At 34.2% G+C, this 15,879-nt stretch carries 9 protein-coding genes; all 9 read left to right on the top strand.

What is annotated here, in order from left to right; genetic code table 11:
* The first annotated feature begins 232 nt into the window (after positions 1-232).
* Positions 233-3,763: a hypothetical protein gene (locus tag EVJ46_00795; protein RZD16809.1), complete on the top strand. Its 3,531-nt coding sequence runs from the start codon at positions 233-235 to the stop codon at positions 3,761-3,763.
* A 121-nt stretch (positions 3,764-3,884) separates the two neighbouring features.
* Complete coding sequence (locus tag EVJ46_00790) at positions 3,885-7,655, top strand: hypothetical protein (protein ID RZD16808.1); 3,771 nt, start codon at positions 3,885-3,887, stop codon at positions 7,653-7,655.
* Between the two features lie 190 nt (positions 7,656-7,845).
* The gene (locus tag EVJ46_00785; protein ID RZD16807.1) at positions 7,846-8,394 is read left to right on the top strand and encodes a heterodisulfide reductase subunit C; all 549 of its coding nucleotides are present in this window, start codon (positions 7,846-7,848) and stop codon (positions 8,392-8,394) included.
* A 234-nt stretch (positions 8,395-8,628) separates the two neighbouring features.
* Positions 8,629-9,495, top strand: coding sequence for a heterodisulfide reductase subunit B (locus EVJ46_00780; GenBank protein RZD16806.1), 867 nt, complete (start codon positions 8,629-8,631; stop codon positions 9,493-9,495).
* A gap of 290 nt (positions 9,496-9,785) precedes the next feature.
* Positions 9,786-11,768 (top strand): CoB--CoM heterodisulfide reductase iron-sulfur subunit A family protein, encoded by a 1,983-nt coding sequence (locus EVJ46_00775; protein RZD16805.1) that lies wholly within the window; start codon positions 9,786-9,788, stop codon positions 11,766-11,768.
* Between the two features lie 147 nt (positions 11,769-11,915).
* Positions 11,916-12,401 carry a hydrogenase iron-sulfur subunit gene (locus EVJ46_00770; GenBank protein RZD16804.1) on the top strand — a complete coding sequence of 162 codons (486 nt, stop codon included), beginning with the start codon at positions 11,916-11,918 and terminating at the stop codon, positions 12,399-12,401.
* A 142-nt stretch (positions 12,402-12,543) separates the two neighbouring features.
* A complete protein-coding gene (locus tag EVJ46_00765) occupies positions 12,544-13,443 on the top strand; it encodes a Fe-S oxidoreductase (protein RZD16803.1) in 900 nt (299 codons plus the stop codon).
* A gap of 159 nt (positions 13,444-13,602) precedes the next feature.
* Positions 13,603-14,697 carry a 4Fe-4S ferredoxin gene (locus tag EVJ46_00760; GenBank protein ID RZD16802.1) on the top strand — a complete coding sequence of 365 codons (1,095 nt, stop codon included), beginning with the start codon at positions 13,603-13,605 and terminating at the stop codon, positions 14,695-14,697.
* 187 nt (positions 14,698-14,884) lie between these two features.
* Positions 14,885-15,706 carry a heterodisulfide reductase subunit F gene (locus EVJ46_00755; GenBank protein RZD16801.1) on the top strand — a complete coding sequence of 274 codons (822 nt, stop codon included), beginning with the start codon at positions 14,885-14,887 and terminating at the stop codon, positions 15,704-15,706.
* Positions 15,707-15,879: the final 173 nt, after the last annotated feature.

The following is a 15,879-nucleotide window of genomic DNA, read 5'->3' as shown; positions in this document are numbered from 1 at the left end:
CTATATTTATTTGAGCAATAAAAATGCCTATAGGAAAGTAGCAGGAAAAGGTGTCTAGGAAAAGGTGTCTGACACCTTTTCCAATAATTAAATTAAATAAATAAATTATGGACAACCTGAATGTAAGATTTAATATTTAACTAATATTGTCTATTGTCGAGAAGTTTCCGTTCGTGAGAGCGGGGTATTTCACGATGGTTGAACATTAACTTGATCGCAGCAGCGCCTAAACATGAACGATATCGCTAATCCTTTAAAAAACGATAAAGAACTTGAGTTTCCCCATATTTTCCAGCTGTCCGCATCTGCTGGAAGCGGTAAAACGCATAATCTTTCCTTAAGGTATGTTCAGTTTCTTTTGTCTTCTGAAATAAAATCAAATAATGCCAAAACAAATAATTTAAATAATATTATAGCTATAACATTTACAAACAAAGCTGCGGGAGAAATGAAGGACCGCATTCTTAATCTTCTTAAATCTATTGCTATAGGGGATAAGCGCGCAATAGAACAGATTAAAAAAGTGATAGCCGTAAATTGCGAAAGTACCGGTATCGGCAGCTGCGCTAATTCAAAAAATATTCAAGAAATTCAAGAAAAAGCTCTGGCGATAGTAGATAACATCATTAAAAATTATTCAGATTTTAATGTAAAAACAATAGACAGTTTTTTAACGGATATAATTAAAGCATCCTTACTTGAGACTGATATAAGACCCGGGTTTAATATAGTTATGAATCCGACGTCTTATATAGAATATGCGTTAGACAGTCTGCTTTTAGAGGCGTCAGACACGTTAGACACACCAAGCGCATTAGGCTCGGCTGAATGGTCAAACGTGTCAGGCGGGTCAAACGGAAACAAAGGCAGAGAAATAAAAAATATGTTCAGGGAATTTATTAAAAATTACACGGTGATAGAGGGCAAAAGCAGCTTCAATCCGCGCAAGGCAATCGTAGAAACAATAAAAGAATTAAGAAATATTGAAAATACGGAAGGTAAATATTTCATAGTCCCGAATGATGAAGATTATTTAATTAAATCGCATAATTATATAGAAACAAATATTAAAAATATATGTGAGAGACCTTTCGAAATAGACGATGTGCGCAATTGCGGCGGAAAATTGCAGGAATTGGTTAATTTAATAGACGCTTTCAATGATATAGGTACATCAGATGCAGATATAAATATATCGGATAATTCTGAATTGCAACCGGCAGGAAAAGCAAAAACGGCTTCTCAATCCAAATCCAAATCCAAATCCAAATCCAAATCCAAATCTAAATCCAAATCTAAATCTAAATCTAAAGGAATAGCTTTAAATAAAAATGCATTAAAGGGATTAGCGAAAATTTCAAGAATGGATTTCAGTTCGGCTTATCTTCTTAAAAATAATATACGCCAACTTATAACAAATGCTAAAAGTTTAGAGAGTTTAGATAATTTAATTATTCTAAACAGACTTCAGCAGACATGGGACAGCATAAGGGAAAGCATAAAAAATATTATTTTAACCGCCAACGGCATAAAATTTTATTCTTATATAAAAATATTAAAAGAAGTAAAAAAAATTATAGCGGAAAAATCTAAAAACGACGGAAACATATTTATAGATGAATTAAAAATAAAAGTAAATGAATTGATAAGAGATAATAGAGTGCCTGAGATATATTTTAATATCGGAGAAAAAATTTATCATTATCTTATAGATGAATTTCAGGATACTGACAGGCTTCAATGGGAAAATATAAAAGCATTGGTCGGGAACAGCATTGCAAACGGAGGCACATTTTTTTATGTCGGAGATAAAAAACAGTCCATATATAGATTTAAAGGAGGGGATGCTGATTTATTCGATGAGGTTATGGACGATTTCCGCAGCGAAAATATTATAGATGAAAATAATTTTTATGAAGAAAAACTTTCTTATAACTTCAGGTCTAAAAAAGAACTTATATACTTTTTCAATCAAACCTTCAGCCCTGAAAATTTAGTTTCCCGTTTATTATCCAATTCCAATAATTCTACTGATTTTACATGTTCAGATTCGCTATATGCAGCCGATTCTATGGATAGTCTTGTAAATAAAAATATTGAGCATCTTATAGATACGGTGTATAAGGACCATGCGCAGAAATCGCCCGACGGAGCTGCCGGAAAGGAAAGCGGCGGCGGCGGGCTTATCTATATTGAGCGGATTTTAGAAAAACAGGACGGACCGGAACAGACGGGGTGCGGTGAGCAGACAGGGTACAAACAGACGGAGTGCGGTGAGCAGACGGAACATGAGCAGACAGGGTACAAACAGACGGAACGCAGGCAGACTGGCTATACACATACAGAATACAATAAAAACAGCGAAGAAAAATATATTCATGATAATGATAATAATGATAATATGGTTAATGACGGCATCAATAATAGCGGCAACACCGATGACAACGCTGATATGTTTTCTGACGAAACTCTAAATTCTCAGAAAATTAAAGAAATATGCTTAGAAAAAACTATAAATATGATAAAGGATATAAAGAACAGAAATTACAAATATAAAGATATTGCAATTTTGACACGCACAAATCAAGAATCAAGCGATATAGTTCTCAGATTGAAACGTGACGGAATACCGGCAGAATCGGAGCAGAACGCCGATATAAGAAATAACCCTCTGATTAAAGAAGTTATCAGTTTTATGAAATTTATAAATAAACCTTCCGACAATCTTTCTCTGATTAATTTTATAAGCGGTTCAATATTTGCTTCAATATTTGGATTGCCGGATTCTTTCACCGTTTTAAAATTTAAAGATGAACTCAATTATTTCGTTGCGCAAAATAGAGATAAAAAGTTTATTTATCCGTATCTTAAAAAATGGTTTAAAGAATTACTGCCGAATGAGTGTTTTGATAATACGATTTATATAAATAATTTTAATAAGATAAATAGAATAACCGATATAGGCAACGCAAATAATATCGCAAGCAATATAAAAAATACGAATATTAATGAGACAGAGAATGTTATCTGGGATTATTATTTTGAACCTTTAATAAAGAGCGCAGACTATTACCCGCCTTACGATTTTGTATGTATATTTTATCAAAAATTTAATATTTATGAAAATTTTAAAAATAATCTCGGTTTCTTTATGCACCTGCTCGAACTTTTAAAAAACAGAGAACAGGAAAGCGAAAGCAGCTTAGGAGCGTTTATAGATTTTTTTGAAAACGTTAAATCTGAAGAAAAATTATTTTTAGTTAAACTTAATTCCGACAAAGATGCCGTGAATGTTTTAACTATGCACAAATCTAAAGGTTTGCAGTTTCCGATAGTTATTATTCCCTATGCAGGTTTGAAAGTTGACAGTCCGAATAAAATAATAGTTGATTATTTAAGTCTAAACAACACCGGCGGCAATGAGAGCGGCGATTATACCAGCTGCGGCATTGCGCTTGACTATGCAGATAAAACAGGGCAGAATTTCTTATTAAGCATCGCCAAAGATATTATTAAAAACGATGAAAATATTGCCGTAAAATCTGTAGTTTCGTATATACGCCAAAAATCATTAAATTTTATAGATGAATTAAATCTTTTTTATGTAACGCTGACAAGAGCGGAAAATGAACTTTATATTTTATTGCCGCCCAAAATAGGCAATCATAAAAATAGATTAATAGATTTGTTTTTTAACGGCGGCAGCGGTAACGACTGCAGCTGCAAGAATGTTAAGGATAATGTTGTTATAAGCATTGATTAATTAATAAATAAGTTAATAAATAAATAATATAGATGCGGAAGAATTGCCATAAAAAATGGTCAATAATCAATAACTAATAATCAATAATAAGCATCATTGTAATAAATACAAGGTAATTGTAATGAAAATTTATGCTCTGACATATAAAGACTCTATTATTGAACATATAGCAGAAAAATTGATAGGCGAAACTGACGGGATTAATGACGTTAATTACGGCAGCAATGCAGGTTGCAATGCAGCTTTTAATAATTTTAATAATAATATAAATGGCAATACCGGCAGCAAAAATAACGGCAATGACAACGATAAGAGCGGCTGCAGCACCGATAGCGGCAGAGCACATAATAATTACGCCGAAAATAAATATATAAAAAATAATATAAAAAACAGTAAAACAACAGGCAGGGATTTTTCAAAATATGCTATAGTTTTTGCAGGAAAAAGACCTGCTTTATATTTAAAAAATATTCTTTCTGATAAAATAGGTGCACCTTGCGAACCTCCGCATATTTTTTCAATAAATGAATTTATTAAATTTATCGCCGAAAAATCTTGCGGTGTCCGAAAAGATATAAGCATTATTGATGCTGTTTGGTTTTTATATAATATTACAAAGGATATTTTTAAAGCGGAAAGTTATGCCCTAAATCAGAAAAATACTGCTGCTCCGGCAGTTGCTGCAGACACAGGCGGCGGTAGCAAAAATATTGAGAAAAATAATGACCATATAAATATTAATATCGGCTTTAGAAATATAAAAAAATTCGACGATTTTTTTCCATGGGGGCTGCAGCTATTTAATGTAATTAACGAATTAGACGCCGAAGCTGTAGAAAATAGCGAGCTTAAATCTTTAAAATCTTATCTGCCTGACATGCCTGAAAGTATCCGCAGATTTTATAACAGCCTGTCGGTGATACGCGAAAATTTTCACAATAGATTGTACGAAAATAATCTGTCTTCGCCAGGATTAGACTATATTGATGCCTTAAAATACATTAAGAGCGGCGCAAATATATTATCAAAAAATATAAGCGAAGATATAAGTAAAAATATAAGTGATTTTGGAAATGAATTCAAAAAAATATATTTTGCAGGATTTATCTCGCTCAATAAAACCGAAGCATATATTTTTAAAACCCTTGCTGAAAGCGGAGACGCAGAATTTTATACTCAATTTGAATCTTTAAAAAAAGAGGAATATTCAAAAGATTATATTGTTTCAAAATTACTTAATGCGCTGGGTAATCCTGAAATTGAGTGTATTTTTTCAAAGAATATGCAGAAAAATCCGCAGTACGGCAATGATAGCAATGATAGCAATGGTATGAATAGCTTTTCCGAAACTGTTTTAAATTTTCATGAAGGGTTCGATGTGCATTCTGAATTAGAATCAAAAAGAAATATAAATATTTTAGATAAAAGCAATTTTGTTCCGGAAACCAGCGCTATTATTTTACCGGATTCTAATACACTAATGCCGCTTCTGTATCATGTAATAAATTATATGGATTGCGATTACAATATAACTATGGGATATTCCTTAAAACGAACGCCGCTTTATTCATTGCTTGATCTTGTGTCTAAAGTTCAAGGAACAAAATTGCCGGAAAAAAATGGAAATAGTATAAAAAATGGCAGCACAGAAGATGCTGAAGATAAGTATAGCAATAAGAAAAATAATCACGAATATAAATATAAATATAGATATTTTGCAAAAGATTATATTAATTTATTAAAGCATCCGTATATTAAGATGTTATGCGGTGAAGGCGCTGTTTCTGCGGCAGATGCTGCAGAAGAATATATAATTTCAAACAATTACAGCTATATTGCGCTTAATGATATTGAAAACTCGGTCTTAAGTTTTGATGCTCCGCATAGTAATGAAAATAGTAATGAAAATAAAGATGCAGATGTTAATATTCTTACGGATGCTATTAAAAAAATTCATGAGCAATTTTTTATAAATTTTGAAGCAGATGAAACTACGCCAGAAAATTTTTCAAATAAAATATCTGAAATAATTAACAAAATAATAATTAGTGAAAGCGATAGCAGCAGCGCTGCAGCAGATTACAAACCGGCTCCCGAATTTACGGAAAAGATAATAGAAATACTTAACATATTAGGAAATTCTTATTGCGGCAATGAAACAATGACGCAGAAATCAATCTTCAGATTATTTAAATATTATATAGATAATGAATTTGCAGCTTTTAAAGGCATACCCCTTAAAGGTCTGCAAATTATGGGTCTTCTTGAGACAAGGGCTTTACAGTTCGACAAGGTTATAATATTTGATGCAAATGAAGATATTTTGCCCCCAGTAAAAAAATATGATCCGATGCTGCCTTATACATTAAGAAAAAAATTAGGCGTATTATGTTATGCAGACTATGAGGCGTTATACAGATATTATTTCAGAAGATTAATTTTCGGAGCGCGCGAGGCCGACATAATTTATATTAAAAACGATAATAAGATAAGAAGCAGATTTATTGAAGAAATTATTTGGGATGAAGAAAAAAAAGCAAAAAAACTTGATATAAAAAATATAAATATACTAAGTTTTAAGACTGATATTTTACAAAAGAGCAGCAATGATTTTGAAATTAAAAAAAATAAACCGATATTAGAAATAATAGATAAAATATTTACAAAACTTTCCATTACCGCAATAGATACATACATAAATTGTCCGGTGCAATTTTACTATAAATATATAGCGGGGCTTTCCGAAGCCGATACAATAAAAGCCGGTTATGCGGGGGCTGATAGAGTAGGAATATTTGAGCACAGAGTTCTTAAGAAATTTTATGAAGATTTTTTAACGACGAAAGATTTTAATAAAAACTGCGCAAATAGCGCAAATATAAATATGTATGCAAATACAAATACGGATATAAATAAAAATAGAAATACCTGCACGAATACTACTGATAGCTATACTGATGCGAAAACGGAAACGGGTATGAAGATTCATATTAAGACATGTGCGGCTGCAGATGAAAATTTTTTGGATAATTATATTAAAGAAAAAATAAACGGAATAATTGACGGATGCGAAAATGAAGCGGATGATTTTTTAGTAAAAGAAACGTCCAAAAATTTACTATTTAATTTTATTAAGCATGATTTGTCAAACAACTGTCTTAATAAAAAAGGATGGGAAATTTTGGGATTAGAACGCAGGATTGAAGCAGAGTTTAATATCGGGAAATACGAAGCAGATTCTGATAAAATAAATTGTGAAAAAACCGTAAAACTTTTTGGAATAATAGACAGAATAGACAAATTTAAAAATAACTGCACCGGTGATAATAATAACGAGAATAATGATAATAATGATAATAATTATAATCATGAACGTGACTATAATAGCTTGGATAGCGGCGAAAGTTTTATCATTATAGACTACAAAACCGGCAAACATGCGGCAAAACCGGATATAGACAAGCTGAACGATTATTGCGGCGGGAAACCGCTGACAGACAGAAGCAAGATAAAAGAATTTATAAAATCTTTTCAGCTTCCGGTCTATATGTATTTATTCAAACAGGCGGTGCTGAACGCGGATAATAAAAAAGCTCCGGTAAAAGATTGCCGAAATGCCGGCGCCGGCGATTACGCTAAAATCAATGCATGTCTCGGCATGGTGTCTCAGGACATCAGAACAGGTAAGGATAAATATAGGCAGTATATGTTTAATGCGAACAAAGAAAATAACGACGGCGCAGATATAATGGAAAATATCATTATGCCGTCTTTAGCCAATATAATAAAAGAAATATCAGACGAAGAAAAACCTTTTGTTCCTGATTATTCAGACGATATAGTCTGCGGGTACTGTTCCTATTCTTTATTGTGCGGAAAAATTTTCAACTAAAATTACTTGACTATTGTTTTTAAATCTAATAAAATAAAAAGACTTCATTTTTTAAAACAGCGTATTAATTTTAGTATTAATTTTAGCAATAATTTTATTTACAAATAAACAATAATACGTTGACGGCGCAATAAAACACGGCACGATAAAAGTAAAAAAATAATAGAATAAAAAAAATGGAAATTATATTATGAAAACAGTTATAAATGAACAGGAAAGAAGAAATTTTGCAAGAGAAGTAGAATCTAAACTGCATGATAAGCTTGCAAAATGTTATCAATGCGGAAAATGCTCTGCTGGATGCCCTGTAAATTTTGAAATGGACTTTACTCCGAACCAGATTATTAAAATGACGGAACTGGGCATGGCAGACAGGGTTTTAAATTCTAAAACTATATGGCTGTGTGTTTCTTGCAATACATGTTCTACAAGATGCCCTAAAGGTTTTGAAGTGGCGGGCATAATGGACGTGCTGCGCGAGATTGCCGTTAACAGGGGTATAGAATCAAAAACGGAGAAAGAAGTTCAAACATTTCATGAAGTTTTTTTAGACAATGTTAAATCTAACGGCAGGATTTTTGAACTTGAATTAGTCGGAAAATATAAGCTGAAGACTAAACATCTTTTCAGAGATATGTTCCTTGCGCCAAAGATGATTGAAAAAGGAAAATTAAAAATGCACAGCGACAAAGTTTCCGATATAAATCAGATTGCTAAAATATTTAAAGATTTTGAATAATTGAATAATTAAATAAAATACGGCTTATACAGCTTAACGGTTAATAATTAATAATTAATTGCCGATAAGTAATTAACAATGGCAGGTAAGCGACAAACGACAGGCAATAATTAATGGCAAATAAGAATAGTCAAAATGTAATAAAAACCACACAATCAATAACAGGTTGGTATCTATTTTTATAAAATAAACGGAGGACGGTTTAGTTAGAAGCTTAACCGTAAAATACAATATATGAAACTTGCATATTATCCCGGATGCAGTCTTAAAGGGACATCATTTGAATATGAAGTATCTCTTTTAAAAATATTAGAAGCATTAAATATTGAAATTCAGGAAATTCCCGATTGGAATTGCTGCGGAGCTTCCGCCGCGCATAGTCTGAATCATAATTTGTCCGTAGCTCTTCCTGCAAGAAATCTTGCAATTGCCGAAAACAACGGTTTTGAAGAAGTGCTGGCGCCTTGCGCCGCCTGTTCAAGCAGATTAAAAACGGCAAAATATGAAATGGGTTTAGACGATATCCTAAAGAAGAAGATAACGGATTCATTAGAAATGCCTTACAGCAATTCCCTTAATATCTCTAATATGCTTGAGTTCTTAATTAACGTGGCAGGTAAAGAAAAAATAAAATCGCTGGTTAAAAAACCTCTGTCAGGTTTAAAAGTCGCATCGTATTACGGATGTCTTTTAGTAAGACCGCCTAAGGTCATGAAGTTTGACGACCCCGACAGACCGGCATCGATGGATGAATTAGTAGCTTTAACAGGAGCCGTTCCGGTAGACTATTCTTACAAAACAGAGTGCTGCGGAGCTATTAATTCGCTGTCAAAACCTGACGTTGTTATGGCTTTAACAGGAAAGATTTTATATGATATTAAAGAACACGGCGCCGACCTCGTAGTCGTTGCCTGTCCGTTATGTCATTCTAATCTTGATGTCAGACAGAGAGAGATAGAAAGAAAATATGCGGAAAGGATAGGGCTGCCTGTTCTGTTTATTACTGAACTTCTGGGGCTTGCTTTCGGTTTTTCCCCGGAGGAACTGGCTATTGGCGGACATATGGTAAATGCCGATAAAGTACTGAAAAAAATATCGTAGGTTTTATTATTTTTTATTATTAATTATACGCTATACCGGTATTTATTATTATGTTTTTATATTCTTAATCCTGCAATAGAAAATATTTATGTATTTCTTTGCTAGGTTAAGCAAAATATAAGGAAAAGGTGTCAGATTTTATTTTTTTGCATATGGAGTAGTTCAATTAACAAAGAAAATATTTGCAAAAAAATTAATCTGACACCTTTTCCGAAATTAAATTAAATATATTGCGTATTATGAAATTAAATTTGTTTGTTATTTATACTTTATACTGAGGTAAATATATTATGGCACGAATAGGAGTATTTGTTTGCTGGTGCGGTTCTAATATTGCGGGAACCGTAGACGTTAAAAGAGTAGCCGAAGAGGCTGCTAAAATCCCGGGAGTTGTCGAAGCGGTTGATTACAAGTATATGTGTTCCGACCCTGGGCAAAATACCTTGAGAAAAATGATTAAAGATAAAAATCTCACGGGAGTCGTTCTTGCCGCCTGCTCTCCGCACATGCATGAAAATACATTCAGGAAAGCTGCCGTAAAAGAAGGTCTTAATCCTTATTTTATTGAAATAGCAAATATCAGAGAACAGGTTTCATGGGTGCATGAAGATAAAGAAAAGGCGACGGAAAAAGCAATAGACCTCTTGAAAATGATGGTTGAAAAAGTAAAGAAGAACAAACCTATTGAAGATGTAAGGGTCCCTCTAACGAAAAAAGCGCTTGTTATAGGCGGCGGTATTTCAGGAATACAGGCTGCACTTGACATTGCCAACGGCGGCGTCGAGGTTATTCTTGTTGAAAAAGAGCCTTCTATCGGCGGGAAAATGATACAGCTCGATGAGACATTTCCTACTCTCGACTGCTCAAGCTGCATAATGACTCCTAAAATGGTAGAAGTATATCAGCATCCCAATATAAAACTTTACACATATTCCGAATTAGAAGAAGTTTCCGGCTATATAGGAAATTTTAATGTAAAAATAAAAAAGAAGGCGAGAAGCATAGTCGAAAAAGATTGCACAGGCTGCGGAGACTGCTGGAATATCTGTCCTATGCATAAAAATGTAAAAAGTGAATTTAATGTTAATCTATCCGAAAGGACTGCTATTTATGTTCCGTTTCCGCAAGCGGTTCCGTTAATTCCGGTCATAGACAGAAGTGTTTGCCTGCATTATAAAAAAGGCGGCAAATGTCAAAAATGTTACGATGCCTGCGGACCTAAATGTATAAATTTTGATTTGCAGGATGAGATAATAGAAGAAAAAGTAGGCGCTATTGTTGCCGCAACAGGTTATGATTTAATGGAAAATTCTTTATACGGCGAATACGGCTATGGTCAATTTAAAGACGTGATTTCAGGACTGCAGTTTGAAAGGCTTTTATCGGCTTCCGGACCTACCGAAGGCGTTGTTAAAAGACCGTCAGACGGCAAAACACCTGAGACGATTGTTTTTATTCAATGCGTCGGTTCAAGAGACCCTGAAAAAGGCGTTCCTTACTGTTCAAAAGTTTGCTGCATGTACACGGCTAAACACGCAAAATTATTTGCGCACAAGGTTCATGGTTCTCAAAGCTATGTTTTCTATATAGACATAAGGGCAACGAGCAAAGGTTATGAAGAATTTGTCAGAGGCACGATGGAAAATGAAGGCGCTATATATTTAAGGGGCAGGGTTTCCAAGATATACGAAGACAATGGAAAGCTGATTGTCAAAGGTGCGGATACGCTGTCCGGAAATCAGGTTGAAATTGCTGCCGATATGGTTGTTCTTGCAACCGGCGTTATACCTAAAAAAGGTTCCGATAAGATGGCGCAAATGCTCGGTATCTCATACGATAAATATGGTTTTTATACTGAATCTCATCCTAAACTTCGTCCCGCCGAGTCTTCAACTGCAGGCATATATCTTGCAGGAATGGCGCAGGGTCCGCGCGATATTCCCGAATCGGTTGTTTCCGGTTCTGCAGCAGCGTCTAAAATACTTGGACTATTTTCAAAAAGCGAGTATGAAGTTGAAGGAACGATTGCTTCTGTTAATAAGACGACGTGCGTGGGATGTTTTTACTGCAGGAGAGTCTGCGCATACAGCGCAATAAGCAAAGAAGAAATTAAGGACAGAAACGGCAATGTTTTAAAGGTTGTCGCAAATGTTAATTCAGGATTATGCGCAGGATGCGGCGCTTGCGTAAATGCATGTTTTTCTAAATCAATTGACTTAAAAGGCTATTTAGACGAGCAGATTTTTGCGGAGATAAAATCTCTTGCCGTTTGAAGAGTGCGCAAACGTGCAATATATATTTAAAATTACATTAGGAGTTATATTTATAAATAAATTTAATAGTTAATATAAATAAATATACAATTGATACCTTACTGATATATTTGAATAATTGTTAAACATACATTGGAGCAGATTTACATGGAAAACAATATAGTCGAAGATGTTCAGAACGACCGGAATAATAAAGAATATTCGGCGGGCACAGCTAAAGATAAAGAGCCGCGCATAATTGCCTTTGTCTGCAACTGGTGTACTTACAACGGGGCGGATCTGGCAGGAACAAGCAGAATGAAATATGCTGAAAATGTCAGGGTAATTAAATTGCCGTGTACAGGCAGAATAGACCCGCTGTTTGTTGTGGAAGCGTTTAAAAAAGGCGCAAAGGGCGTGTTAGTTTCAGGATGTCATCCTGGTGATTGCCATTATACCAGCGGTAATTACCATTCAAGAAGGAAATATACTGCATTCAGGGATTTACTGAGCTATTTGGGAGTTGATATAAACAGAGTAGAATTCTCGTGGATAAGCGCGTCCGAGGGGAATAAATGGGTTTCAGTTATAAATGAATTTACAGATAAAATAAAATCATTGCAGGACAACAGCGATATATTCAGTAAAAAATAATTAAATAAATAATGCAATCAATAAATAATGCAATCAATAATATATATAAATAACATCAGCTTGTGCAATTTAGCTAAAGTAAATAGGAATATATATAATACAATCAATAATATATAACATCAGCCCAAACAGGATATATCTTATGGAAAAAATGAATGATAAACTGCAAAATACCGCAAAAGAACTTTTAGAAAATAAAGAAGTAAATTTAATTATAGGTTTTACTAAAGGGTCTAATCCTTTAAGAATGCGTTCCGTTTTTATAACCGACCCTAACGATGTATCTAAATTATCTTTCAATGCTCACTGCGTTCAGGATTTAGCTGTTTTCTTAAAAAAACCGGAAGTAAAAAAATTCGGAAAAGTCGGGCTCGTTGTTAAAGGATGCGATGAAAAAGCGGTCAATACTTTAATTCAGGAATATCAGCTTTCAAGAGATAACATAAAAATTATCGGGGTTGAATGCCGCGGAGTCGTGAAGCAAAACTTGGCTGACAGAGGAGAAGATTCTGTTAAACAATCTACCGTTTACGATAAATGCTTAGCGTGCGAGGTACATACCCCTCTGCTTTATGATTATCTTGTCGAATCGGATGAACCTGCTTTTGAAATAAACGGAGACATTAAGCCTTATGCAAAAATAGAAGAACTTGACGCCATGAGTGTTGAAGACAGAAATATGTTTTGGCAGAAAGAATTTGAGAAATGCATAAAATGTTATGCATGCAGGCAGGCTTGTCCCTTATGCTACTGCACAAGATGCATAGTAGAAAAAAATACACCGCAATGGATTGAAACTAATATAGAAGAAACAGGTAACGCTCAGTGGAATATGATTAGGGCTTACCATCTTTCCGGCAGATGTATCGGCTGCGGCGAATGCGAAAGAGCATGTCCGGTGAATATACCTCTTATGCTTGTAAATGAGAAAATGGCAAGAGACGTCTTTGAAAAATTTGGCTATAAATCAGGCGTAGATATAAACGCTAAACCGGTTTTTGGTACATTTGACGCTAATGATTTCAATGAATTTATAAAATAATAAATAATAATTAAGAATAATGAATAAAGAATTAAAATATATAGGTTTAAATTAGGTAAATTTAAATTAGATAGATTTAAGTTAAAATAAACAAACATAAATAAAAGATATATACGGAAATATTCCGTAAATTAATATTCTTGATGGAGAAAACAGCTTATGGAAGAAAAATATTATGAAATTTCTTCGGACAACATAGAAAAATTTGTAAATAATTTAGTTGTGCAGAATAACGAAGTAATAGCTCCGAAAGATAAAGACGGCGATACATTTTATGATAAAATAACAGATTTTAAAGATGCAGATTTAAATATCCTGCTTCCTAAACTGTCTTTTAAAGAATATTTGCTTCCAAAAACAGAAACATTATTTGAATACTCCATTTCGGGCAGTAATATTAATATCATAGACCCATTAGAAAATGCCGGCGCTGATGGCGGTATCAATAACGGAAGCGGTGGCACCGGAAACAGCGGCAAAAAAATCGGGAAGAGAATAATATTCGGTTCAAGACCGTGCGATGCGGGTGCAGGACCTATTATGGAAAAAGTTTTCAACTGGGACTATAAAGACGAATTTTTTAATGAAAAATTTAAAAATTTATATATAATATCTATTGCATGCGTTCAGCCGGATAATTACTGCTTTTGCACAGAAGCTCAGCTGTCACCGGAAAGTTCCTACGGTTCCGATATTCTGCTTAAAAAAGGCGGCAGCGGCTATTACGCCAAAGTAATGACCGAGAAAGGATTGGAGCTTATAAATTCAACTTCTGAAAACGCCGGTTTGTTTAAAGAAATTTCAAAAGAAGCGTTTCCTGCCGATAAAGACTGGAAAGCTGCGTTTGACATTAAAAAAACTCAAGGTTTTCTTGATAAGAATTTTACGAGCAGCTATTTTCAGGAAAAGTTTTTATCGTGTATTGGATGCGGTATATGCACATATACCTGCCCGACATGCCATTGTTTTGATATTCAGGATGAGGGAACCAACGAAAAGGGTAAAAGGATAAGAAACTGGGATTCCTGCCAGTTTGGAATATTCACGCTGCACACGTCGGGACACAATCCTAGAGTGACGCAGGGAGACAGATACAGGCAGAGACTTATGCATAAATTTAAAATATACAATGAAAAGTTTAATAAATATTTATGCGTGGGATGCGGCAGATGCTCAAGAAACTGTCCTGAAGACATAGATTTGAGAGAAATAACTTCAGAATTGTCGCTTATGGAAAATTCAGCGGAGGATTAATAATCTTATTCGTGTAAGGTTTAATTATAATTCAGATTTGAATGTTATTAAATATATAGAATAACTAGAATTAAAGTAAATACAATAACTATAAAGTAAATATTAATAGATGATATAACGCAATGAATATAAAGCAAGTTAAGTTAAATTAAAATCAATTAAGACATATAATTAATAAGGATTTGAAATGGAAAACATTTATTTGCCTAAGCTGGCGGTTATTAAAGAAATAATTCAAGAGACTCCAGATACAAAGACGGTTAGACTCACGGTTGACGGCGCGAGCATCGATTATCTGCCAGGTCAGTTCGGGGAATTTTCCTGTGTAGGAGAGGGGGAATCTACATTCGGTTTTGCCTCGTCTTCCCTGAGAAAAGAATTTTTTGAATTCAGTTTCAGAACATCGGGGAGAGCTACTGCAGGCATCAACAGTTTGAATGTTGGAGACAGCATAGGTTTTAGAGGTCCTTACGGTAATTTTTTTGATACCGGTAAAATGAAAGGCAAAGACATAATATTTATCGGAGGCGGCATCGGAATGGCGCCGGTCAAATCAATTCTTGAGTATTGCTTAGACGAAAGAAATGATTACGGGAAAATAACGGTATTATACGGCGCAAAAACTGTTATGGATTTAATGTATAAAAACGCAATTGAAGAATGGAAATCTTTTGCCAATACCGATGTTGTAATTACGGTAGACCCGGGGGGAGAAACGCCTGATTGGAAAGGCAGAGTCGGCTTTGTTCCTACTATACTTGAAGAGCTGCCTGTTAAAGGCAATAATGCAATAGCCGTTGTCTGCGGTCCTCCTATTATGATAAAATTTGTTTTAAAGTCCTTAGAAAAAATGGGATTTAATAAAGAAGATATTATCACAACTCTTGAAAACAGAATGAAATGCGGCATCGGAAAATGCGGAAGATGCAACATAGGCAGCGTTTATGTCTGCAAAGAAGGACCTGTTTTCACGGCAAAAGAGATTGAATCCATGCCTAACGATTTTTAACTTTGAAATATTATCAGATATCGATAGCAATAATGTGCAGAGCAGCTTACCGCTCCCCTTGTTTTAGCAATGAGGATGCTGGTATATGTCAAATATCTTCATATAAATAATAATAGAATAAATATAAATTTTAAATATTCCCGTCTGTTTTAAAAAAACGGCGGGATTTTTTT

Origin of the sequence: Candidatus Acididesulfobacter guangdongensis (assembly GCA_004195045.1) — a bacterium.
In the GTDB taxonomy this organism is placed as follows: Bacteria; SZUA-79; SZUA-79; order Acidulodesulfobacterales; family Acidulodesulfobacteraceae; genus Acididesulfobacter; species Acididesulfobacter guangdongensis.
The sequence above is the reverse complement of the archived record's forward strand: the minus strand, read 5'-3'. Positions and strand labels throughout refer to the sequence as shown.

Coding starts and splice junctions, on each gene's coding strand:
- EVJ46_00755 (RZD16801.1), top strand. CDS start 14,885: ATGGAAAACATTTATTTGCCTAAGCTGGCGGTTATTAAAGAAATAATT.
- EVJ46_00785 (RZD16807.1), top strand. CDS start 7,846: ATGAAAACAGTTATAAATGAACAGGAAAGAAGAAATTTTGCAAGAGAA.
- EVJ46_00795 (RZD16809.1), top strand. CDS start 233: ATGAACGATATCGCTAATCCTTTAAAAAACGATAAAGAACTTGAGTTT.
- EVJ46_00770 (RZD16804.1), top strand. CDS start 11,916: ATGGAAAACAATATAGTCGAAGATGTTCAGAACGACCGGAATAATAAA.
- EVJ46_00780 (RZD16806.1), top strand. CDS start 8,629: ATGAAACTTGCATATTATCCCGGATGCAGTCTTAAAGGGACATCATTT.
- EVJ46_00765 (RZD16803.1), top strand. CDS start 12,544: ATGGAAAAAATGAATGATAAACTGCAAAATACCGCAAAAGAACTTTTA.
- EVJ46_00775 (RZD16805.1), top strand. CDS start 9,786: ATGGCACGAATAGGAGTATTTGTTTGCTGGTGCGGTTCTAATATTGCG.
- EVJ46_00790 (RZD16808.1), top strand. CDS start 3,885: ATGAAAATTTATGCTCTGACATATAAAGACTCTATTATTGAACATATA.
- EVJ46_00760 (RZD16802.1), top strand. CDS start 13,603: ATGGAAGAAAAATATTATGAAATTTCTTCGGACAACATAGAAAAATTT.